At 62.6% G+C, this 24,749-nt stretch carries 9 protein-coding genes; all 9 read left to right on the forward strand.

What is annotated here, in order from left to right; translation table 11 throughout:
* Positions 1 to 602 precede the first annotated feature (602 nt).
* The 9 genes from mch to K8U03_07350 all read left to right on the forward strand — a co-directional run bounded on the left by mch (position 603) and on the right by K8U03_07350 (position 24,740).
* Positions 603 to 15,899 (forward strand): methenyltetrahydromethanopterin cyclohydrolase, encoded by a 15,297-nt coding sequence (gene mch / locus K8U03_07310; GenBank protein MCE9604697.1) that lies wholly within the window; start codon positions 603 to 605, stop codon positions 15,897 to 15,899.
* A 54-nt stretch (positions 15,900 to 15,953) separates the two neighbouring features.
* Positions 15,954 to 16,868 carry a RimK family alpha-L-glutamate ligase gene (locus K8U03_07315; protein ID MCE9604698.1) on the forward strand — a complete coding sequence of 305 codons (915 nt, stop codon included), beginning with the start codon at positions 15,954 to 15,956 and terminating at the stop codon, positions 16,866 to 16,868.
* Positions 16,865 to 18,568, forward strand: a complete 1,704-nt coding sequence (locus tag K8U03_07320) for an AMP-binding protein (protein ID MCE9604699.1) — start codon at positions 16,865 to 16,867, stop codon at positions 18,566 to 18,568. The genes K8U03_07315 and K8U03_07320 overlap by 4 nt, the downstream gene beginning before the upstream one ends.
* Positions 18,565 to 19,557: an NAD-dependent epimerase/dehydratase family protein gene (locus K8U03_07325; protein MCE9604700.1), complete on the forward strand. Its 993-nt coding sequence runs from the start codon at positions 18,565 to 18,567 to the stop codon at positions 19,555 to 19,557. Before K8U03_07320 ends, K8U03_07325 begins: the two co-directional genes overlap by 4 nt.
* Before the next feature lie 101 nt (positions 19,558 to 19,658).
* Positions 19,659 to 20,903, forward strand: coding sequence for a beta-ketoacyl-[acyl-carrier-protein] synthase family protein (locus K8U03_07330; GenBank protein MCE9604701.1), 1,245 nt, complete (start codon positions 19,659 to 19,661; stop codon positions 20,901 to 20,903).
* 131 nt (positions 20,904 to 21,034) lie between these two features.
* Positions 21,035 to 21,295 (forward strand): acyl carrier protein, encoded by a 261-nt coding sequence (locus K8U03_07335; GenBank protein MCE9604702.1) that lies wholly within the window; start codon positions 21,035 to 21,037, stop codon positions 21,293 to 21,295.
* 28 nt (positions 21,296 to 21,323) lie between these two features.
* Positions 21,324 to 22,709 carry an NAD(P)/FAD-dependent oxidoreductase gene (locus tag K8U03_07340; protein MCE9604703.1) on the forward strand — a complete coding sequence of 462 codons (1,386 nt, stop codon included), beginning with the start codon at positions 21,324 to 21,326 and terminating at the stop codon, positions 22,707 to 22,709.
* Between the two features lie 120 nt (positions 22,710 to 22,829).
* A complete protein-coding gene (locus K8U03_07345; GenBank protein MCE9604704.1) occupies positions 22,830 to 24,275 on the forward strand; it encodes an FAD-dependent oxidoreductase in 1,446 nt (481 codons plus the stop codon).
* Positions 24,276 to 24,311: 36 nt separating this feature from the next.
* Positions 24,312 to 24,740 carry a beta-hydroxyacyl-ACP dehydratase gene (locus K8U03_07350; protein MCE9604705.1) on the forward strand — a complete coding sequence of 143 codons (429 nt, stop codon included), beginning with the start codon at positions 24,312 to 24,314 and terminating at the stop codon, positions 24,738 to 24,740.
* Positions 24,741 to 24,749: the final 9 nt, after the last annotated feature.

Here is a 24,749-nt window from a genome sequence, read left to right on the forward strand (position 1 = left end):
GAGAGGAGTGGCGCATCGGGGCGGGCGCAGGTCGTAAGTAGCTAATTTGATTGATCTTGTTGCAACCGTCAAGAAACGGCCGCCTGAATTATCGCGATACCATGATGTTGGAATAAGTCGACTGGGATGGATAGGTCGATGTCGTGGTTGACATGCATGCCCGCTCTGTTAATGTGACAGGGATAGGGTTCGATGCCGAGAGTTAACGGTTGTAACGCGTTGGGGAAGATCCTCAGGGCGAGTTGGATCATTGCGCGGTAAACTATTGCTGCGAATCAGGTTTTGTCTTTGCAAGCATGCCGTTTGAGTTCCTAACCCCAGGTGTCGAGTCGCCGGCAGATGCACTTCGTCGCCGACGACTCAATGCAGGGCGCAAGCCGATTGTGTCGGCGATTTGAGTCGACCCAAAGGATGAGACAAGGAGTGCCGATTACGGAATCGCGGTCGGCGCGCTCGTTTGCGCATTGCGGTAGGGAATGTAACGGTCGAATGCATTTCGCGCTGGAAGGTCGATAGAGTCGGCGATCGAAAACCAAGCGATCGGCCGGCGTCGGATCTCGGCGCGAAGTTTTTTCAGTACGCACTGTTGGGAAGGTTAGCAGATGGCCTATTCGCCAATGGAATCGGCTCCCGTTGGAATCGAAAACTTCGTAGACCTGCTCGAACGGCGCAAGGCCGAACGGGCGGCGCATACCCCTTTTCGATTCCTAGCCGACGGCGAAAACGAAGAAATCAATCTGACCTACGCCGAGCTCGACCGACAGGCTCGCGCCATCGCCGGGTGGCTACAGCGCACGCAGAATCCGGGCGATCGCGTTATCCTGATCTATCCCCCCGGGTTGGAATACATCACCTCGTTCTTCGGTTGCTTGTATGCCGGTGTGATCGCCGTGCCGGCCTATCTGCCGCGCATGAATCGTCTGACGTCGCGGTTGTTGTCGATCGTCGCCGATGCGAAGCCGACGCTCGTCCTTACGACGAAAAAGATTCTTTCCGACGTCACGAAGCGTTTGGCCGGCGTCCCGGAATTGCTGTCGCTGCAATGGATGGCCACGGACAACATCGAGCCGGGAATTGAAGATTCGTGGACCAAGCCGGACCTGACCGGCGACCATCTCGCGTTCTTGCAATACACATCGGGCTCGACTCAGGCTCCGAAGGGTGTGATGGTCACGCATCGGAACTTGCTTCACAATTCCGAGGCGATCAAGCAATTCTTCGGCAACGGCCCGCATTCCAGCGGCGTGATCTGGCTTCCGCCGTATCACGACATGGGCCTGATCGGCGGCATCATCCAGCCGATCTACGCCGATTCGACCGCGATCGTCATGACACCCGTAGCGTTCATTCAGCGGCCGATGCGCTGGCTGCAAGCGATCTCGAAGTATCGCGCCACGGTGAGCGGCGGACCGAATTTCGCTTTCGATCTGTGCGTCGATCGGATCTCGCCCGAGCAGCGCGCCACGCTCGACCTGAGTTGTTGGGAAGTCGCGTTCTGCGGAGCCGAGCCCGTACGGCATGAGACGCTCGAGCGCTTCACCGAAGCGTTCGCCCCGAGCGGCTTCCGGCGCGAGGCTTTTTATCCTTGCTACGGTCTCGCCGAGTCGACGTTGATGGTCACCGGGGGCCGGCCCGACCGTCCGCCGGTGAAGGTGAGTTTTCAGTCGGACGGATTGGAAAAGAACCGTGTCGTCCCGGTTGCGAATGAAGATCCCGATGCCCGCTGCTTGGTCGGCTGCGGTGCGGTGGCCGGTGGGCAATCGGTCTGGATCGTCGATCCGGAATCACTGCAACCGGCGGCTCCCGACGTGATCGGCGAGGTTTGGGTGCGCGGCCCGAGCGTGGCGGCCGGCTATTGGAAGATGCCGGAGCAAACGCGCGAGACGTTCGGCGCGTATCTGCCTAACGGCGAAGGCCCGTTCCTTAGGACCGGCGATCTCGGTTTCTTTTTCGACGGCGAGTTGTTCGTCACCGGTCGGATCAAAGACCTGATTATCATTCGCGGCGGCAATTACTATCCGCAAGACATCGAGCATTCGGTGCAAAAGGCGAACGCTACGCTCGCGCTCGGCGCGGGTGCGGCGTTCTCGATCGAACAAGACGAAACGGAAAAGCTCGTCATCGTGCATGAAATGAACGTGCGCCAATGCGAGAACCCCGACGCGATCTTCACCGCGATGCGCAACGCCGTGGCGGAAGACCACGAGCTGCAACTCGATTCGATCGTGCTGCTAAAGCCGGGGCAAATTCCTAAGACTTCGAGCGGCAAGATCCAGCGCCGCGCGACGAAGGCGCTGTACGTCGAAGGGATGCTTACGGGCGTCATGGCGGCTTATCGCTACGGTGCCGCCGCGAATGCCAAAGAAGACGAGGCCGACGAATACACTTCGCCCGATAAGCCGGCCAACGGCCAAGCCGCGGCGAAGCCGACGACGTCGAACGGCGAACAGGCCCATAAGAAAAACGGCGACCACGGCATCAACGGCGCCACGAAGAGCGAAGCTCCGGCAGTCGGCGAGCGCCCGGCCGCGCGCAGCGCGACGGCCCCCTCCGCGCGTGGAGGAGTGCAACCGGAATCGGAAGCGGAGCTCGACGAAGGCTTCTTCCGGCTCATTCTCGACGGCGAGTATCTTTCCGATAGCGCGGCGATGTGGGACCGTGCGGAAAACTTGCAGCAAGCGCAAGAGAACAAGCTCCGTCGGCTGGCGCAACTGGCGCGCGTCGAACGAGGCGATCGGGTCGTCGACATCGGTTGCGGCTGGGGAGGAATGGTTCGCTACGGCGTCGACAAGCTCGGCGTCGAACAGATCACCGGCCTGACCGTGAACCGCGCGCAATACGACTTCGCCTCGAAGCGCGCGAGCGACAAAGCGACGTTCCGCCTGAGCTCTTGGCGCGAGTTTCAACCGGAGCGCAAAGTCGATTCGATCTTGTGCATCGACGCCATCGAGCATTTCGTGCCGCTGGCCGTGCGGGCACAGGGGAAGCATCAGGAAGTCTATCGCCGCTTCTTCCAAAAGTGCTACGAAATCAGCAGCGAGAGCGCTTTTCTCGGCTTGCAGTCGGTCGTCGCGGTGAAGCGCGCCGACACGATCCAAACGCAAGCCGATATGGCGTTCATCGCCAAGATGTTTCCCGGTTCGTCGTTGCCGTTTCAAGACGATCTGCTCGACGCGGTGAAGGGGCTGTATGATGTCGCCGAATGGCGCTCGGCCGGCGCAGATTATCAGAAGACGCTCAATGCCTGGCTCATCAACCTGCGCAACAACAAAGACCTGATCTCGCGCAAGTACGGCCACGAAGTCTTCGATCGTTACCTGCGTTACTTCGAGTCGACGCTGCGCAGCGTGCAAAACGGCTACGTCGATCTGTTGCAATTGTCGTTGCAAAAAGTCTTGAATCCCGATGCCGCAGCGATCGTGTTCGCCGGCGATCTCGATAGCGAGCACGACGACACCGAAGTCTCGACGAATCGCGATCCGCTTTCTCGGCCAGGCGTGAAGCCGATTCGCCGCTCGGCCGAAGAGGTCGAGCGTTGGTTAGCCGAAGAGCTTTCCGCCAAGCTCAAGATCTTGCCGTCCGACTTCGACGTGCGCCAGCCCTTCACCAACTACGGGCTCGACTCCGTCCAAATGGTCGGGCTGATCGGCGACTTGGAAACTTATCTCGGCCGGTCGCTGCAGCCGACCTTGGCCTGGGACTATCCGACGACCGAGGCCTTGGCGAAGTTTCTGGCGACGGAATCCGGCGACGGAGCGCAAGAGGTCGAGTTCGAGCGCGTCGTCGAAGTCGAACCGATCGCGGTCGTCGGCATGGGGTGTCGCTTCCCGGGAGCCGACAATCTCGATGAGTATTGGAAGCTGATGACGGAAGGTCGCGAAGGGATCGTCGAGATCCCGGCCGATCGTTGGAACGTCGACGAGTTCTACGACTCAAACGTCGACGCGCCGGGCAAGATCGTCACGCGCTGGGGCGGTTTCGTCAGCAATATTTCGCAGTTCGATCCGCGGGCATTCGGCATCACGCCGCGCGAAGCATCGCGCATGGATCCGCAGCAGCGGCTCTTGCTCGAATGCACCTGGGAAGCCTTCGAGCACGCAGGCATGGCTCCCGATCGTGTCGCAGGGTCGAAGACCGGCGTGTTCGTCGGCATCGGCGGCACCGACTACATGCAGATGTATCGCGGCCTTGATAACTACTTGACGCACGTCGACGCCTACTGCGGCACCGGCAACGCTCTAAGCATCGCGGCGAACCGCGTGTCGTACGTGTTCGATCTGCATGGGCCGAGCCTCGCTGTCGACACGGCTTGTTCGTCGGCGCTCGTCGCGCTGCACTACGCAGTGCAGAGCCTGCGCAATCGCGACTGCGATATGGCCCTGGCGGCCGGCGTCAACGTGATTCTCTCGCCCGAGACGACCGTGGCCTTCTCGAAGGCGCGCATGCTCTCGCCGGATGGTCGTTGCAAGCCGTTCGATGCGAGCGCCAACGGCTATGTGCGCGGCGAAGGGTGCGGCGTCGTCGTGTTGAAGCGCTTGAGCGATGCCATCAACGACGGCGACAATATCCTCGGCGTCGTCCGTGCGACGGCGTGCAACCAAGACGGCCGGACCAGCGGCATGACCGCCCCGAACGGCCCGTCGCAAATGGAATGCATTCGCAAGGCGCTCGCGCAAGCGCGCGTGAAGCCGGAACAAGTCACCTATATCGAAGCGCACGGCACGGGCACCCCGCTCGGCGACCCGATCGAAGTCTCGGCCTTAAACGGCGTGCTCGGCGTGCGTCCGGCCGATGCGCTGCCGTGTCACATGGCATCGGTCAAAGGAAACATCGGGCACTTGGAAACGGCGTCGGGCGTCGCGAGCCTGATCAAAGTCGTGCTGATGTTGCAAAACGGCCAAATTCCGCCGCAACGCAACTTCCGCGAACTGAACCCGAACATCGCCGCCGCAACCTTCGGCCTCAAGATTCCGACGGAGTTGACGCCGTGGGACGTCGGCAAGCATCCGCGCATCGCCGGCATCAGCGGCTTCGGCTTCGGCGGCACGAACGCGCATGTGATCGTCGAAGGTTGGCCGAGCCGGCCGGTCGAGAAGGGCGCGCAGATGGAGCGGCCGCAGCAGCTTGCGGTCCTCTCGGCGCATAGCCCCGAAGCGTTGAAGGCTTTGGCCGCGCTCGATGCCGAGCACTTGGCGCAGCATCCGGAATTGCCGATCGCCGACGTTTGCCACACGCTCACGTTCGGTCGCTCGCACCTCGCGGAGCGGCTGGCGTTGCCGATCGATTCGACGGCGAAACTTGCCGAGCAACTTCGTCAGTTCGCCGAGACGGGCAAGCTCGCCGGCGCCTCGACCGGCGCAGCCATGGGAACCGCGCGGCGCGGCGTCCGCCCGAAGGTCGGCTACTTGTTCACCGGCCAAGGCTCGCAATACGCCGGCATGACGCGCGGGCTCTACGAAACGCAACCGGTCTTCCGTCGCGCGCTCGACGATTGCGATCAGATCCTTCGCCCGTTGCTGCAACGCTCGCTCACTTCCGTGCTCTACGGCGTCTCGGTCGATCCCTCGACGATCGATCAAACGGCTTACACGCAGCCGGCGTTGTTCTCGGTCGAATACGCCACGGCCCGCCTGTGGGAGTCGTGGGGCTTGCGGCCGGATGTGGTCATGGGGCATAGCGTCGGCGAGTTCCCCGCGGCGGTGATCGCCGGCGTGATGTCGCTCGAAGATGGTTTGAAACTGATCGCCGAGCGCGGCCGCCGCATACAAGAATTGCCGTCGCACGGCGCCATGGCGGCGATCATCACGACGGAAGATCGTGTCGTCGAGGCACTCGAAGGCTACGGCAAGCGGCTCTCGATCGCCGCGGTCAACTCGCCGGAGCAGATCGTCATCTCGGGCGATGAAGATGCCGTGCATGAAGTGATGACGCGATTCCAGTCCGACGGCGTGATGTGCCAACAGTTGACCGTGTCGCATGCGTTTCACTCGACGCACCTCGAGCCGATGCTCGACGGCTTCGAGCGTTTTGCGCAAGGGATCGTGTACCACGAACCGCAGATCGGCCTGATCTCAAACGTGACGGGCCGCGCGTTCCAGCCTGGCGAGAAGCCGAACGCGCGCTATTGGCGCGACCACGTTCGGGGCTGTGTCCGCTTCGCCGCCGGCGTGAAGGCGATGGCCGCGACCGGTTGCGAAATCTTCATCGAAGTCGGACCGGCACCGATTCTTACCGGCATGGGTCGCAAATGCCTGCCGGAGAATAAGGGGCTTTGGCTCCCGTCGTTGCGCAAGGGGCAAGACGATTGGAAGACGATTCTCGCGGCGCTCGCCGCCTTGCATGTGCGCGGCGTGGCGATCGATTGGCGCGGCTTCGACCGCGATTATCGTCGCTCGCGCGTCGTGCTGCCGACGTATCCGTTCCAGCGCAGTCGCTATTGGATCGAAATCGATAAAGACGCCGGCGACGAGCAGGCCGCGCCTGCGAAAACCGCCTCGCCGCTGGCGCTCGCTGCCGGCGATGCGAAGCAGCCGCTGTTAGGCAATCGCGTGCCGTCGGCATTGTCGATGACGCAGTTCCTTTCGGAACTGAGCATTCGCCGGCTGCCGTATTTCAAAGACCATGTGATTCAGGGTTCGATCGTGCTGCCGGGCGCGGCGTATCTCGAGCTTGGTCTCGAAGCGGCCGACGAACTGTTCGGCCCCGGCGCGCATGTCGCCGAGGACGTGAGCTTTCAGCAAGCGCTGTTCCTGTCCGACTCGAAGCCGCACGCGTTGCAAGTCGTCGTGTCGCCCGAGGTGGCCGGCCACGCTTCCTATCAGGTCTTCCAACTCGCGCCGGGCAACGACCCCAAGGCGGGTTGGGCGCTGCATGCCGGCGGCTCGTTGCGGCGTGCCTCGGCGAAAGACGAGGCACCGTTTGCTCCCGCGAAGCCGGTGCTCGAAATCGCGCCGACGCTGGAAGAGTATCTCGACCAGGCCGAGTGTTATCGCCGGTTGCGAGCCCGCAGTTTGGAATATGGGCCGACGTTCCAAGTGTTGAAGCAGGTCTGGCGCTCGCAGGGGGAAGTCGTCGCCGAGTTGCAGATTCCCGCGGGAATCGCCGCGGGCATCGATGCCTATCGGGTTCATCCGGCCTTGCTCGACGGTTGCTTCCATGCCGTCGCGGCGGCCGTGCCCGACGTTTGGGCTCCGGCCGGCAGCGGCGAAAGCTATCTGCCGATGGGTGCCGAAAGCATTCGCGTGTTCGGCAAGATGCAAGGCAAGCTCTACGCCTATGCAGTGATGCAGCCCGAGGATGAATCGCCGAATCATGAAAACCTGAAGGGCTCGTTCATCTTGCAGAACGAGCAAGGGGAACCGCTGCTCGAAGTCGTCGGGCTCAAGCTCCGCAAAGTCGGTCGCCGTGCCGACGAAAGCAATCGGGGCACCGAATGGCTGTATCAAACGAATTGGCTCGCCGCCGACTTGCCGATGTCGCCGGCCGAAGCGATCAAGAACATTCAAACGCGCGGCGGCGAATGGCTGATCTTGGCCGATGCGCAAGGCTTCGGCCGTAAGCTCGCCGACCGACTCGTGTTGCTCGGCCAAAAGCCGATCGTCGTCACGGCCGACGCGCTCGGCGCCGCGGGTCCGGATGCCGTGCGCAATCTACCGGCGGAAAAGTTTCCCGGCAACCGTCCGCAATGCCGCGGCATCATTCATCTCTGGAGCCTCGATTGTCGCGATGCCGACGATCTAGACTCCGCTGCCCTCACGGCCGCCGAAGCGCTCGCTTGCGAGAGCCTCGTCGACCTCGTGCAAGGGGCAGGCAAAGTCCATTGGGGCGAGCAGCCGAAGCTCTACGTGATCACACGCGGCGCACAACTGACGACCGGCGTGGGATCGCCGGCCGCGAAAGTCGGCGTGGCGCAGTCGATGGCTTGGGGCCTGGGACGCGTGCTCGCCGTCGAAGCTCCCGAGTTCGGGACGACTCTCTTCGACTTCGACGCCGCCGCTGAAGCTTCCGTCGATGATGCCGTGGCGCAGCTCTTGGCCGATATCGGCGCTCGTCAGGCCGAGCAGCAAGTCGCCTACCGCGACGGCCGTCGCTATGTGCCGCGCCTCGCGCGGGCCGATGCCGGGCTGTTGGCTTCCGGGGACGAAGAAACGAAGGGCGCAGCGTTGACGGTGCCGCGCGGCGAGCCGTTCCGCTTGGAGTTCTCGGCTCCCGGCAGCTTGGATCGCTTGCGCTTGCGAACCTTCGCGCGCTCGTCACCAGGGCCCGACGAAGTCGAGATCGAGGTCGGCGCGACCGGCTTGAACTTCAGCGATGTGTTGAAGGTGATGGGGCTCTATCCCGGCCTCAGCGGCGGTGTCGTGCCGATGGGGATCGAGTGCGGTGGGCGCATCGCGGCGGTCGGCGCGAACGTCACGGCGTGGAAAGTCGGCGATCCGGTCGTCGGCATTGCGCCGTTCTGCTTCGCCTCGCATGCCACGACGAGCGCGCTCGCCGTCGCAAAGAAGCCGGAATATCTGACCGACGAAGAAGCGGCGACCATTCCGATCGCCTTCCTCACCGCCTACTACGGCCTCGTCGAACTCGCCGACATTCAACCGGGCGAACGGGTGTTGATTCACGCCGGAGCCGGCGGTGTCGGCCTCGCGGCGGTGCAGGTTTGTCAGCGTTACGGTGCCGAGATCTTCGCCACCGCCGGGAGCGACGCGAAGCGCGACTTCCTCCGCTCGCTCGGCGTGAAGCATGTGTTCGACTCGCGCAGCTTGGAGTTCGGCGAGCAGATCATGGCCGTGACGAACGGCGAAGGAATCGACGTCGTACTGAATTCGCTCCCGGGCGAAGCGATTCCGACGAGCTTCGGCGTGTTGCGCGCCTACGGAAGGTTCTTGGAAATCGGCAAGACCGATATCTACATGAACCGCTCGCTCGGCATGTATCCGTTCCACAACAACCTTTCGTTCCACGCGATCGATCTCGATCGGATGTTGCGCCAAAAGCCGCAGCTCGTGCATCAGATGTTCGTCGCCTTGATGGACGACTTCGCCGAGCGCCGCTACCGCCCGCTGCCGAAGACCGTCTTCCCGATCGCCGAGGTCGTCGGCTCGTACCGCTACATGCAGCAGCGGAAGAACACGGGCAAGGTGATCGTTTCGGTAGCCGACAAATCGGCCGATGCCGTGGCAACGTCGAACCGGAAGCAACTGATTCGAGGCGACGGCTCGTATCTCATCTCCGGCGGGCTCGGCGCGCTCGGCCTGGAGCTCGCGAAGTGGCTGGCCCGATCCGGCGCGAAGAGTTTGCTCTTGATGGGCCGCAGCGATCCGAAAGGTCCGGCCGTCGAAGTGCTCCGCGAACTGGCCGAGCAAGGGGTCGACGTGCGGCTCTTAAAGGCCGACGTCGCCGACGAGGCCCGACTTTCGCAAACGCTCGCCGAGACGCTTCCGCAGGTGCCGCCGGTGCGCGGCGTGTTTCATGCCGCCGGCGTGCTCGACGACGCCGCCGTGCTGCAACTCGACCATGCGAAGCTGCATAAAGTGCTCGCGCCGAAGGTGCAAGGGGCGTGGAATCTCCATCGCGCGACGCTCCAGCAGCCGCTCGAACATTTCGTGTTGTTCTCGTCGATCGCCAGCTTGCTCGGCTCGCCGGGCCAAGCCAACTACGCGGCCGGCAACGCGTTTCTCGATGGCCTGGCGCAGTACCGCGGCACACGGAAGCTTCCCGTGCTGTCGATCAATTGGGGCCCTTGGGCCGAAAGCGGCATGGCCGCGCGCAACGCCGACGAAGCGCGCCTAACGGCGATGGGGATGGGCCTGCTCCCGCCGCAGCCGGCGATGCGCGTCTTGGAAAAGTTGCTGGAGTCGCCGGCGACGAACGTCGGCGTGTTCGAGGTCGACTGGACGAAGCTCGGGGCGACGTACGTCGGCAAAGTGCCGACTTTCTTGCTCGATCTCGTCGGCCAAATCAAGAAAGCGAACCGCCAAGAGAACAAGCTCCGCGCCGAGATCATGGCCGCTCCGCGCGAAGCGCGGCACGGGCTGCTCCAGACCTACTTCCGCGCTCAACTAGCGCGCGTGATGGAGTTCGATCCGGAAAAGATCGATGTCGAGCAGCCGCTCAATTCGCTCGGCCTCGACTCGTTGATGGTCATCGAATTGAAGAACGTGATCGAATCGAGCCTGGAAATCACGTTGCCGATGTCGCGGTTCCTCGAAGGGCCGAGCCTGGCGCAATTGGCCGGTTACGCGCTCGAATCGCTCGACGAACTCGCCGCCGACACGGACGAAGCCGCGACCACGGCGCTCTCGGAAAGTGCTGCGCCTGCGCAAGTCGAAGTCGGTGCATCCGCTTCGGCCGCAATGCCGGTAGATGAGCATCGGCCTGCCGCCCGAGCGGATGCGGCAAGCGTTTCCGCTTCGCAGTCGGCTGCTTCGCCGGCCATGCGCGAGACCCAAGTCGTGCGCGAATATCCGTTGTCGTACGGCCAGCGAGCCATGTGGTTCGTGCATCAGATCGATCCGGAAAGCTCGGCCTATAACGTCTCCGATTCGGTGCGGTTCCGCGGGAAGCTCGATCACGATTCGCTCCGGCAAGCGCTGCAGCGCTTGCACGATCGCCATTCGCAATTGCGCGTGACGTTCCACATGGTCGACGGCAACGCAGTGCAGCGGATCCATACCGGCGGGGCCGTCGCGCTCGACGTCGTCGATGCCGCTTCGCTCACCGAAGCCCAGTGGCGCAGTCGCCTCTACGACGAAGTCCACAAGCCGTTCGATTTGGAAACCGGCCCGGTGTTCCGAGTCGTGTTGTTCCGGCTCTCGGCCGAAGAGCACATCCTGACGTTCATGCTGCACCATATCGTTTCCGATATGTGGTCGCTCTTGGTTTGCGTCGGCGAGTTCACGGCGTTCTACAAGGCCGAGGTCGAGAAGTCCGTTGCGCCGCTCCCCGAGCTCAAGACCGACTATGCCGACTTCGTTCGTTGGCAGGCCGATCAGGTGACGGGCAAGTCCGGCGATCGACTCTGGAACTATTGGAAGAACGAGCTTGCCGGCTCGCTCCCGTCGTTGGATCTGCCGACCGACCGTCCTCGTCCGCCGGTGCAAACCTATCGCGGCGATCTCGAATACATCACGATCGGCGCGGAAACGGTCGGCCGCTTGCGAGAGCTGAACAAGCAACAGCGCACGACAATGTTCGTGACGCTGATGGCTGCCTACCAGGTCTGGTTGCATCGGCATACGCGCCAGGAAGATCTCCTCGTCGGCACGGCGACTGCGGGCCGCAACCGTCCGGAGTTCTCGACCGTCGTCGGCGACTTCATCAATCCCGTCGTCATTCGCGGCGACCTCTCGGGCAATCCGTCGTTCAACGAATTCCTCGGCAAGATTCGCAAGAAGACGCTCGGCGCATTCGATCATCAAGACTTTCCGCTGCCGCTGTTGGTCGAGAAGTTGCAGCCGGTTCGCGATCCGAGCCGCACGCCGATCTACCAGACGATGCTCATCCTCCAGCGCGCCCAATCGTCCGGCGATCGCGGCTTGCAGTCGTTCATGACGGGCCAGGGCGACGGCAGCATGTCGTTCAGCGGCATCTCCGTCGAAGCGCTGGAAGTCGATTTGCACGATGCGCAGTTCGACCTCATGGTCACGGCCGTCGAAGCCGGCGACACTATCAACTGCCAGTTCCAATACAATACCGACCTGTTCGATCGGGAAACTGTGCGCCGCATGGTCGCCCGCTTCGCGGTGCTGCTCGATGCGATCGCCGCCGACCCGAACACGCCGATCGCGCGCTTAAGCGTGCTGGACGACGCCGAGCGCCGGCAAGTCGCCTACGATTGGAACGCGACCGCTTCCGACTACCCGCGCCAGGCGACCGTCGCCCGCCTCTTCACCGAGCAAGCCGCGCGGACGCCCGATGCCGTCGCCGTCGTCGGCGAGCATGCAAGCGTCACGTATGCCGAGCTGAATCGGGCCGCCAATAAAATCGCCCATCATTTGCAAGCCTTAGGCGTCGGGCCCGAGTCGTTGGTCGCGGTCAGCACGGAGCGCACTCCGCGGATGCTCGCGGCGCTGCTCGGAGTCTGGAAGGCCGGCGGGGCGTATGTGCCGCTCGATCCGAGTTTCCCGGCGCAGCGCTTGGCCTACATGTTGGAAAGTTCGCAAGCCGAGGTCTTAGTTACGGAGCGCAACGTTCGCGATTTGCTCCCGGCCTACGACGGTAAGCTCGTCTTGCTCGACGACCACGCCGCCGAAATCGAGGCCCGCAGCGATGCCGATCCCGCGACCACGGCCGATGCCGAGAACCTGGCTTACGTGCTCTACACGTCCGGTTCGACGGGATTGCCTAAGGGAGTCGAGATCCCGCAACGAGCGGTCGTCAATTTCCTGACGTCGATGGCGAAGCAGCCCGGCCTCCGGTCGAGCGATGCCGTGCTCGCGATCACGACATTGTCGTTCGATATCTCGGTGCTCGAGTTGTATCTGCCGCTCATCGTCGGGGCGAAGGTCGTGTTGGCGACGCGCTCGCAAGCGGCCGATGGCTTATGGCTGGCCGAGAACATCGCCCGCCGCGAAGTGACGGTCGTGCAAGCGACACCCGCGACCTATCGCTTGCTCGCCGCGGCGGGTTGGCAAGGGGGCGCGAATTTGAAGTTGCTGTGCGGCGGCGAAGCGCTGCCGCGCGATCTCGCCGCATGGCTCTTGGAGCGTTCGGCCGAATTGTGGAACGTCTATGGCCCGACGGAAACGACCGTCTGGTCGACCGTCGAACGGCTCACTTCGCTCGACGGAACCATCTCAATCGGCCGGCCGATCGACAACACGCAGATTTACATTCTCGACGAGCTCTCGGAACTGGTTCCTCCCGGCACTCCCGGCGAACTTTGGATCGGCGGCGACGGCGTCGCCCGCGGCTACCGCAATCGCGACGACCTGACGACCGAACGATTCGTGCGCGACGTGTTCCGCGAAGAGATCGGCGCCAAGATCTATCGCACCGGCGATGTCGCGCGGCATCTCCCCGACGGGCGGCTCGAATGCCTCGGCCGTGTCGATCATCAAATCAAGATCCGCGGCTTCCGGATCGAGCTCGGTGAAATCGAAACGGCGCTCGCCGCTCATCCGGCGGTTCGCGTTTGCGTCGTCCACACTTATCAGCGCGGCGACGACGTGCAGTTGGTCGCGTACGTGGCGCCGCAAGGGGAGCAACCGACGGTCGCCGACTTGCAGGCCGCGCTGCGAGCCAAGTTGCCGGAGTATATGGTGCCGGCCGCGTTCGTGTTCCTCGCCGAGTTCCCGCGCACGCCGAACGGCAAGATCGACCGGAAGGCGCTCCCTGCGCCGGATGCCGCGGCCGGGCGCTCGACCGATTACGTCGCCCCGCGCAACGATTTGGAACGTGAAATCGTCGACGTGTGGCAGCAGGTTTTGAAGAGTGAGCGGATCGGCGTTCGAGATAATTTCTTCGAGGTCGGCGGTCATTCGCTGCTGGCCGCGCAGCTGGTGTGGAATCTCAGAAGCCGGTACTCGATCGATGTGCCGCTCCGAAAATTGTTCGAGAACCCGACGGTCGCCGGCATCGCCCGCTTGATCGATCCATCGTTGGAGACGTCGGCAGACGCAGCGAACGTTGCCCACGCCGAGCCGAAGATCGACTTCGAGGCCGAAGCCCGCCTCGCGCCGGAGATCATGCCGCCGACCGGCAGCCGCGCCGACCTTACGAAAACCGGCCGGATCTTCTTAACCGGCGGTTCCGGCTTCCTCGGCTCGAGCTTGCTCGCGGAGTTGCTCCAGCGCGACGGCGTCACGATCTACTGCCTCGTGCGCGCGGCGAATTCCACCGATGCGGCCGCGAAGCTCGCGAAGAACTTCGCGCGCTACGGCCATGCCCACCCGCAGTTTGCCGAACGAGTGATCCCGATCCTCGGCGACTTGGAGCGGCCGTTGTTCGGGATGACGCGTGAGGTGTTCGACGCCTTAGCCGCCGAGGTCGATGTCGTGCTGCACAACGGCGCGTCGGTGAACCTTGTTTATCCGTATGAGATGCTGAAGTCGGTCAACGTCGGTGGCACGCAAGAAGCCTTGCGGTTCGCGTGTGCGGTTCGCCCGAAGCCGTTTCATTTCGTCTCGACGTTCTCCGTCTACCATTCGACGGAATTGCTCCGCGCGACGGAAGTCTTCGAGTCGGATCCGTTGCCGACTTGCGAATCGCTCCACGGCGGCTATCACCGGACGAAATGGGTCGGCGAGCGGATGGTGGAAGAAGCCCGACGTCGCGGTTTGCCCGTCGCCATCTATCGCCCGGGCCGAATCACCGGCGACAGCCGAACCGGCAGCGCCAATCGAGACGACTTCCTGCATGTGATGATCGACGGTTGCCTCCGACTCGGCGTTGCGCCCCGTTTCGAAGACGTCGTCGATATGACGCCGATCGATTACGTGAGCCGCGCGATCGCGACGCTCGTCGGCAAGCCGGAATCGCTCGGCAAAGCGTTCCATTTGGTCAACGCCCAGTCGCCGACGATGGATCGGCTGGTCGAGTTCCTGCAATCGCAAGGGATCGAAGTCGGTGCGATCGACTTCCTCGAGTGGTACAAACGGGTCGTCGAAGCGGCGAAAGCGACGAATGCGCGCGAGCTCGAAGCGCTCAAGGAGATGTTCGCCGCTCATCACGGCGGAGAATTGACCGCCGAAGATGTGAAGTTCACGACGATGCAACCCCGCTTCGACGCCAAGAACGTCGAGACGTTGCTGGCCGGGACCGGCATCACTTGCCCGCCGGTCGACGACCGGTTGCTCAACACGTATCTCGGTTTCTCGATCGCCGAGAAAGCCGCCGAATTCGAGCGGATGTTGACGCCGACGACCGAGCCCGCGCCTGCCGAAGTTGCGCCTGCGGAAGTCGTCGCGGCTCCGGCCGCGGCAACGCAGCATGTCGTGCCGTTTGCGTCGCGCAAGTTGCCGGCGCTCAACGCTCGGGCCGCGAAATCGTTTAACGCGCTGCTCGACGCGGTCGACGAGTTGCGCTTAGACGTGCATGGTCAAAACGGCGCCGTCATCATCGATTGCGGCATCGCCGTCGATGGCGGACTCGAAGCCGGCCGGCTGTTGGCGGAAATCTGCCTCGCGAATCTCGGGCGGGTGACGATCGGCCCGGCCGTGGAATCGGTCGGCCCTTGGCCGCTCGTTTCCGTCGCGACCGATCATCCGTTGGCGGCTTGTCTCGCCTCGCAATATGCGGGCTGGAAGCTGGCGCACGGAAAGTATTTCGCAATGGGCTCCGGCCCGATGCGCGCCGTCGCGGCTAAGGAGCCGTTGTTCGTTCATCTCGGTTGTCGCGAGCGGAGCGAGGTCGTCGTCGGGGTGTTGGAAACGCGGAAGTTGCCGCCGGCTGAAATCATCGCCGAGATCGCCGCGAGTTGCTCCGTGCCGACTTCGGCCGTGCGGTTGTTGGTCGCACCGACCGCTTCGTTGGCCGGTGGGTTGCAGATCGTGGCGCGGTCGGTGGAAACGGCCTTACACAAACTGCATGAGACGGGCTTCGATATGAGCCGGATCGTGTCGGCGTTCGGCACGGCGCCGCTGCCGCCGGTTGCGAAGAACGATCTGGCCGCGATCGGTCGCACGAACGACGCCATTCTCTACGGCGGCGACGTCACGCTTTGGGTTCGGGGGGACGACGCGAGCCTCGAAGCGATCGGCCCGCGGATTCCGAGCAGCGCCTCGGCCGACTACGGTGCGCCGTTCGCTTCGATCTTTGAACGCTACGGCTACGACTTCTACAAGATCGATCCGTTGTTGTTCAGCCCGGCCGTCGTAACGCTGGTGAACCTCGACACGGGCCGTTCGTTCCGGTACGGTGGCGTGAACCGAGAGATCTTGCAACAATCGTTCGGTTCATGACGCGCGGTTCATGATTCCAGCCGCGCACGGAAGCCCTCGGATCGACAGGCGCGCATGCGAACGGCAGTACTCGGATCGCCGGATAGTTGGTACTTGCGCGATCTTCAGCGCGCGGCGGCCGCGACGGGCGACGAGCTCACGGCGGTCCCTTTCGACGGCTTGAGCGCGAGCCTCGGCCAAGGAGAATGCGACGGCGAAACGATCTCCGCCGGCGGGTTCGACTTGCGCACGTTCGACGCGGTGCTCGTACGCACGATGGCGCCCGGTTCGTTGGAGCAGGTCGTGTTTCGGATGGACGCGCTGGCCCGACTCGAAGCGCTTGGGGTCGCCGTGGTGAACCCTCCGAAAGCGGTCGAAGCCGCGGTCGACAAGTATCTGACTTCGGCCCGACTGCAAGCCGCCGGGCTCACGACGCCGCGGACCATCGTTTGCCAATCCGCAGCCGAAGCGCTGCTCGCTTTCGAGGCGCTCGGGCGCGACGTCGTCGTGAAGCCGATCTTCGGCTCCGAAGGGCGAGGCATCGCCCGACTGCAAGACGAAGCGATGGCCGAGCGGGCTTTCCGACTGCTGGAAGGTCTGAATTCGGTCATCTATCTGCAGGAGTTCATCCATCACGACGGATTCGACCTGCGGCTGTTCGTCGTCGGGGGGCGCGTGCTCGGGATGCGGCGGCGCAACCCTCACGACTGGCGCACTAACTGCTCGCGCGGTGCCGTGGCGGAGCCGCTGGAACTGACGGACGAACTGGTGGAACAAGCTCGGCGCGCGGCCGAGGCGGTTGGGGCATCGCTCGCCGGCGTCGATCTGTTGCCGCTGCGCGATGGCCGGCTGGCGGCGATCGAAGTCAACGCCGTGCCGGGTTGGAAGGCGCTGGCGCAAGCGCTCGACGTCGATGTCGCCCGGTTAGTGCTGGAGCATGTACGCGAGCAAGTTGGCGTGCGCCGCGCCGCAGTCGGGTGTCGGGCATGAGTTCTCTGCCCCCGTTGAACACCGAATCGTCGAACGTGGCACGTCGGCTAGCGCAGTATGCGAGCGAGATGGTAGACGTGCCGGCCGTCGTGATGACGCGGCGCAAGCTGATCCCCTTCGGTAAGCGGCGCTATGCCGTAGCGACTTTCGCCGAGTTGGAAACCGATAGCGATCGGATTGCGCGCGGGTTGCGTGAGTACGGCGTCGTGCGTGGGACGCGACTTGCGCTGTTGGTGAAGCCGAGCATCGAGTTCGTGACGCTGGTCTTTGCATTATTGAAAGTCGGCGCGACGAGCATCTTGATCGATCCCGGCATGGGACGCAAAAATCTTTTGAAGTGCTTAGCCGACGCCGAGCCGGAGGGCTTCGTCGCGATTCCGGCGGCGCAGGCCGTACGGAGTTTCTTTCGTGAGCGCTTTCCTCGCGCGCAGTGGAATGTGACCGTCGGGCGAAAGTTGTATTGGGACGGCATCACGCTCGATGCCGTGCGGGCGCTGGGTGAGAAGGCCGCGACGAGCGACGACGCGTGCGCGGCGATGCGTGCGCAAGATCCGGCGGCGATCATCTTCACCACCGGCAGCACCGGCCCGCCGAAAGGTGTGTTGTATTCGCACGGCAACTTCGATCGTCAGGTCGAAGAAATTCGGGACGGCTACGGGATCCGCGCCGGCGAAGTAAACGTCGCGTGCTTTCCGCTGTTCGGCTTGTTCAATGCCGCGATGGGTGTGACGACCGTCGTTCCGCGCATGGATGCTTCACGCCCCGCGAAGGTGAACCCGAAGAACATCATCAACGCGGTGAACGATTGGCGCGCGACGCAATCGTTTGCCTCGCCGGCCGTGTGGGACAAGGTCGGCCGATATTGCACGACGCGCGGGATTCGTTTGCCGACCTTGCGCGAAGCCTACAGCGCGGGCGCTCCGGTACCGCCGAAAGTGATCGAACGAATGACCGCCTGCTTGGCCGATGGAGGTCGGCTTCACACTCCTTACGGCGCTACCGAAGCGTTGCCGGTATCGACGATCGCCTCGCCCGAGATTCTCGGTGAAACGGCGAAAGCCTGGGCTGCGGGACGCGGAACCTGCGTCGGCCGCGCGTTTCCCGGCATCGAGCGACGCGTGATCCGCATCGTCGACGGGCCGATCGCCGATATCGCACAGACCGAGCGATTGCCGGTCGGAGAGATCGGCGAATTGATCGTGCGCGGAGCGGTCGTGACGGCGAGCTATGCGACACGAACGGAAGCCAACGCGCAAGCGAAAATCACGGACGGTGAGACGTTTTGGCATCGGATGGGAGACACCGGTTATCTCGACGCGCAAGATCGGTTTTGGTTTTGCGGGCGCGTCGCGCATCGAGTGCGCATGGCGACCGGCACTCGCTATACCGATCCGTGCGAAGGAGTGTTCAATCAGCATTCGAGTGTGTTGCGGTCGGCGCTCGTCGGCGTCGGGCCGATCGGCGAGGAGCGGCCGGTGATCGTGTGCGAATTGGTGAAAGGACGGACCGTGCGCACCTCGCGTTTGGAAGCGGAATTGCGCGAGATGGCCCGTAAGAATCCGATCACGTTCGGCATCGTGAACTTTCTGTTTCATCCGGCGCTACCAGTCGATATTCGTCACAACTCGAAAATCTTTCGCGAGAAGTTGGCTGTGTGGGCCGCGGAAAAGTTGGGCGTGCCGCCGAGGGCCGAGCCATGAAGGTGCTCGTTACCGGCGCGACCGGATTCTTAGGAGAGTACATCGTCGAGCAACTTCGGGCTCGCGGCGACGACGTGCGCGGATTTTGTCGCACGCCCTCCGCTGCGCTGGCGAAGCTCGGCGTCGAGACGGCGCTCGGCGACATCACCGATCGCGCAGCCGTGATCGCGGCGTGTCGCGGAATGGACGCCGTCGTCCATACGGCGGCGATCGCCGGCATTTGGGGACCGTGGCAAGATTTCTATGCGACGAACACGCTCGGCACTCGCTACGTCGTCGAAGGGTGTCGCGAGAATTCCGTTCCGCGATTGGTTTATACAAGCAGCCCGAGCGTGACGTTCGACGGCTCGCCGCAGCGCGGCGTCGATGAATCGGTTCCGTATCCGAAGCGCTGGCTCGCCCACTATCCGCACACGAAAGCGCTGGCCGAGCAAGAGGTGCTCGCGGCGCATCGGCCGGGCACGTTGCATACCTGCGCGCTCAGGCCGCATCTGATCTGGGGCCCACGCGATCGACACCTGATCCCGCGGCTGCTGGATCGGGCTCGGCGCGGGAAGCTCAAGCGAGTCGGCGATGGAATGAACCTGGTCGACGTGATCTATGTGGAGAACGCCGCCGCGGCTCACCTGCTCGCGCTCGATCGGCTGTCCAAGCCGGGGCCGGTCGGAGGGCGGGCTTATTTCCTTTCGCAAGGGGAACCGGTCAACTGTTGGGGCTGGATCAACGACGTGCTTAAGCTGGCGGGTTTGCCGCACGTGAGGAAGTTGGTCCCGTTTCGTGCGGCGTATGCCGTCGGCGGGGCGATGGAATTCGCGTTCCGAGTGCTCGGTAAAACTCGCGAGGAACCGCTGATGACGCGCTTCCTCGCCTGCCAATTGGCGATGGATCACTACTTCAGCCTTAAAAATGCCGAAGCGGACCTTTCCTATCACCCCCAAGTTTCCTTGCATCAGGGAATGTTGCGACTGCGGGCTTGGATCCATAAATGACGCATACTACACGGAGAATGCCTCGTTCGGCGGCCTCCTTGTCAATCCGGCGACAAGTCGTTAATCTTTCCGGTCTAACACTTTAGGCAAGGATTCAGAGTATGTCCCCGGGCCGTCCCGACAATCAACGGATTGTGATTACCGGGATCGGGCTGACCTCGCCGAACGGCAACAACTTGGCCGAGTTTCGCACCAGCCTGCTCGCCGGGCGGAGCGGAGTGACCGCGTACGATATCCGCTATGTCGGCCCGACCTTGGCCGGTATTTGCAATTTCGAAGAAACGCGGCACCAATCGAAGAAAGACCGCAAGCGCGGGACGCGCGCCGGGAGCGTCGGCATCTATTGCACGCGCGAAGCGGTGCTCGACTCCGGGCTCGACTTCGCAAACCTCGATAAGTCGATGATCGGCGTCTATGTCGGTATCACGGAGCACGGCAACGTCGAGACCGAGAACGAAGTCTATGCCTTGAAGCAGTACGATTACGACGTGAAATTCTGGTCGCACCATCACAATCCGCGGACCGTGGCGAACAACCCGGCCGGCGAGATCACGATCAACATGGGGATCACCGGCCCGCACTACACGATCGGCGCAGCTTGCGCCGCCGGGAATGCGGGGCTGATCCAAGGGGCCCAGATGCTCCGCCTCGGCGAAGTCGATGTCGCTTTGGCCGGCGGCGTTTCGGAAAGCACGCATACGTTCGGCATCTTCGCCAGCTTCAAAAGCCAAGGGGCTCTGGCTTCCCACGCCGACCCGACCAAAGCCTCGCGCCCGTTCGACAAGGCCCGCAACGGGATCGTCGTCGCCGAAGGGGGCTGCATGTACGTGCTCGAACGCTACGGCGACGCCCAGCGACGCGGAGCGAAGATCTACGGCGAACTCGTCGGCTATGCGATGAACAGCGATGCCGGCGACTTCGTGCTGCCGAGCCCGGAGCGGCAAGCGGAGTGTGTCGAGAAGGCGCTGCGCATCGCGGGCTTGGAAGCCGAGCAGATCGACATCGTCAGCACGCACGCGACGGGAACCTCGGGAGGCGACGTGCAAGAAGCGATCGCGCTCCGAAAGGTGTTTAAGAACAATCCTCGAACAAGGTTCAACAACGCCAAGAGCTTCATCGGCCACGCGATGGGAGCGGCCGGAGCGCTCGAGCTGGCCGGCAACTTGCCCAGCTTTCAAGACCGAGCCGTGCATGCCACGATCAATCTCGACGAGGTCGATCCCGATTGCGAACTTGCCGGTTTGGTGAAAAATCAGCCGCATGAAGGTGTCCAAGTCGACTATATCCTCAATAATTCGTTCGGTATGTTGGGTATCAATTCGGCCGTGATCATCAAACGCATTTAGACTCGCGCGATGCGGGAAACACTCACCCGTTTCACGTACCGCAGAGACGCATTTTCGCAGACTTTTGAAATCCTCCGCTAAAATTTAAAATACAGACGACTCCGCTTTCGAAGCTTCTAGGAATCCGACGAATGACCAAAGACGATATCAAGGAAACGATCCTCGACATTCTTTCCGATATTGCGCCGGACGACGACCTTTCCAATCTCAAGGACGACGTTGCCTTCCGCGAGCAGATGCAACTCGACAGCATGGACTTCCTCGACATCGTGATGGAATTGCGGAAGCGTTACCGCGTGCAAGTGCCGGAAGAAGACTACTTGCACCTGAAGAGCATGGACAGCACGGTCGAATATCTCGAGCCTCGGATGCGCGACCTGCAAAAGGTCTGACGCTTCTCGGCGCCGGATCGGGCCAGCTATGTACGACGCAATCATCATCGGCGCCGGAATGTCCGGGCTCGCAGCGGGGATCAGGCTCGCCCACTATGAGAAGCGGGTCTGCATCCTCGAGCGTCATACGACGATCGGCGGGTTGAACTCGTTCTACCGGCTGCGCGGACGCAACTACGACGTCGGTCTGCACGCCGTAACGAACTACACGGCGAAGGGCTCGAAAAAAGGTCCGCTCGCGCGCTTGCTGCGGCAACTGCGTTTCTCGTGGGACGATTTCGCTTTGAAGCAGCAAGTCGGTTCGGCGATCGCGTTCCCTTCGGCCAAGCTGGACTTCACGAACGACATCGATGTCTTGCGCGCCGAGGTCGCTCGCGCATTTCCGCGCGAGATCGACAACTTCGAGCGCTTGATCGGGGCGATTCCCGAGTTCGATGCGCTGGCGCTGGAGACGGCCGACGCTTCGGCCCGCGAGTTCGTCGGCGGGATCATTCGCGATCCGCTCTTGGTGGACATGCTGTTTTGCCCGCTGATGTATTACGGCAGCGCGCGGGAAAACGACATGGACCTCGCGCAATTCTTCATCATGTTTCGCAGCATTTTTCTCGAAGGCTTCGCGCGCCCCGCCGAAGGAATTCGCCCGATCTTGAAGCAGTTGGTCAGACGCTACAAGGAGCTCGGCGGCGAGCTCAAGCTGCGGGCCGGAGTGCGGCGGATCGTACACGACGGCGGTTGCGCGATCGGCGTCGAGCTCGACGACGGGACGCAACTCGAAGCGCGGCAAGTGTTGTCGAGCGCGGGCTACGTCGAGACGATGCGGCTTTGCGAACGAGCCGAGCCGGAAGCGGAAAGCGAAGGTGGGCAGCTTTCGTTCATCGAAACGATGGCCGCTTTGGATCGCCCGCCGCGCGAGCTTGGCTGCGATAAGACGATCGTCTTCTTCAGCACGGAAGACCGTTTCCACTGGCACCGCCCGACGGAACTCGTCGACCTGCGAAGCGGCGTCTTGTGCGTGCCGGACAATTTTCAGTTCGAAGAGCCGAGCAGCGAGAACCTCGTGCGGATGACGGCGCTCGCCGATTTCGCCGGCTGGAACAGACTGTCTCGTGAGGATTATCTGCGAGAAAAAGAGCGTTGGTTCGCGGCCCTGACCGAGACGTCGCTCCGATTTCTCCCCGATATTCGGCCGCATACGGTCGAAACCGATATGTTTACGCCGACGACGGTCGTGCGCTACACGGGCCATGTGGGCGGAGCGATTTACGGCGCACCCAAAAAGCGGTACGATGGCATGACGTTTCTCCCCAATCTGTTTCTGTGCGGGACCGATCAGGGATTCGTCGGCATCATCGGTGCATTGGTAAGCGGTATCTCGATGGCTAACCGCCATTTGCTGCAAACGCCGGCGGTTTGAAAGCGGCGAGTTCGCGGCCGAAAATCGGCTCGGCTTGGGCTTTCGCCGAGGTCGCCGATCGCCGCTGTGTGAACACGGAAGTTGCTTCTCCCTTACACGTATCCCCCGCGCTCGGTAACGATGGCGAAAGATTTTCTTAAAGGCTGCCGCGATGCTTACGATGTCGTCGTCATCGGCAGCGGCCTCGGCGGACTGACCGCCGCCAACACGCTGGCGAAGACCGGCCGCAGCGTCTTGCTGCTCGAGCAGCATTACCAACTCGGCGGCATGGCGACCTGGTTCAAGCGAGCCGGCGGACACATCTTCGACATCTCGCTGCACGGCTTCCCGATCGGCATGATCAAAAGCTGCCGGCGCTATTGGACGCGCGAGATCGCCGACTCGATCGTGCAGCTGAAGAACATCAAGTTCGACAACCCGATGTTCTCGCTTTCGACGACCTTCGACCGCGAGGATTTCACGCGCCAGTTGGTCGAGAAGTTTCATGTGCCGGCCGAGCAGGTCACGGCGTTTTTCGATGCGGCCCGTTCGCTGAACTTTTACGACGACAAAGATCAGACCACCGGACAATTCTTCCAGAAGTTTTTTCCGGGCCGCGAAGACGTGATTCGGCTGTTGATGGAGCCGATCACCTACGCCAACGGCTCGACGTTGGAAGATCCGGCCGTGAGTTACGGCATCGTGTTCTCCAACTTCATGTCGAAGGGAGTCTTCACGTTTCAAGGCGGAACCGATCGCCTCATCGGCCTGATGAAAGAAGAGATGGCCGCGAACGCCGTCGACTTGCGGATTCGCAGCGACGTCGAAAAGATTCACGTTCGCCACGGCAAGGTCGAAGGCGTGACGGTCAACGGCCGGACGATTGCCTGCCGTACGATCGTCTCGAACGCGAACCTGCGCAGCACGATCTTCAACCTCGTCGGGGCCGAGCATTTCGATCCGAGCTTCGTCGACGAGGCCCGCGCCGTTCGCTTGAACAATTCGAGTTGCCAAGTGTATGTGGCGCTCAAGCCGGGCGATCCGCTCGACGAATCGAACGGCGACTTGCTGTTCAGCTCGACGGCACCCGCCTTCCGCACCGAAGCGCTGTTGAGCCGCGACGTGACGAGTCGGACTTACTCGTTCTACTACCCGCGCACTCGGCCCGGCAGCGATCGGTCGCTGATCGTTTCGAGCACCAACGCCAACTACGCCGATTGGTCCGGGCTTTCGCGCGAAGACTACGAAGCGAGCAAAGTCGACCTGATCGAGACGACGCTTGCGGCGATGGAAAAATACGTGCCGAACATTCGCGAGCGGATCGAGCACATCGAAGCCTCGACCCCGAAGACTTTCGAGCACTACACGCGGCATCTCGACGGCGCGAGCTTCGGCACGAAGTTCGAGGGCTTGGCCGTCAGTCGGGCCGTGCCGCAGCAAGTCGCCGGGTTGTATCATGCCGGGAGCGTCGGAATCATCATGTCGGGCTGGCTCGGCGCGGTGAACTACGGTGTGATCGTCGCGAACGACGTCGATGCTTATCTCTCCGGTTCCCAGCGTTCTCCCGTCGAAACAGCGACGCTCTAACCTTTCGTCCCGTCTCGTCCATTTCCCGGAACTTCGATGACGCTCGCCGAAATCAAAGCCGCGATTCCGCACCGCGAGCCGTTTTTGCTGATCGACGAAGTGGTGTCGCAAGACGAAAAGCACATTCATTGCCGTAAGACCTTCAGCGGTGACGAATACTTCTATCAGGGTCATTATCCGGACTTTCCCCTGACGCCCGGCGTGCTGCTGTGCGAGGCCGGAATGCAGGCCGGAGCGGTTTTATTGTCGAAACAGGCCGCCGAGGTTGCCGGCAAGGTTCCGGTCGCCACCCGGATCGATTCCGTCCGATTTAAGCGGATGATTCGGCCGGGAGAAACGATTGATATCGAAGTTGACCTCGTCGAACGGCTCGGCGAAGCTTATTTTATGAAGGCTAAGATTTCCTGCGGTCGCGAAGTTGCGGCCCGTTTCGATTTCGCCTGCACGATGGCTGCGCCTCGCTAGGTAACAACG

This window comes from Planctomycetia bacterium (assembly GCA_021413845.1).
Taxonomy (GTDB): Bacteria; Planctomycetota; Planctomycetia; order Pirellulales; family PNKZ01; genus PNKZ01.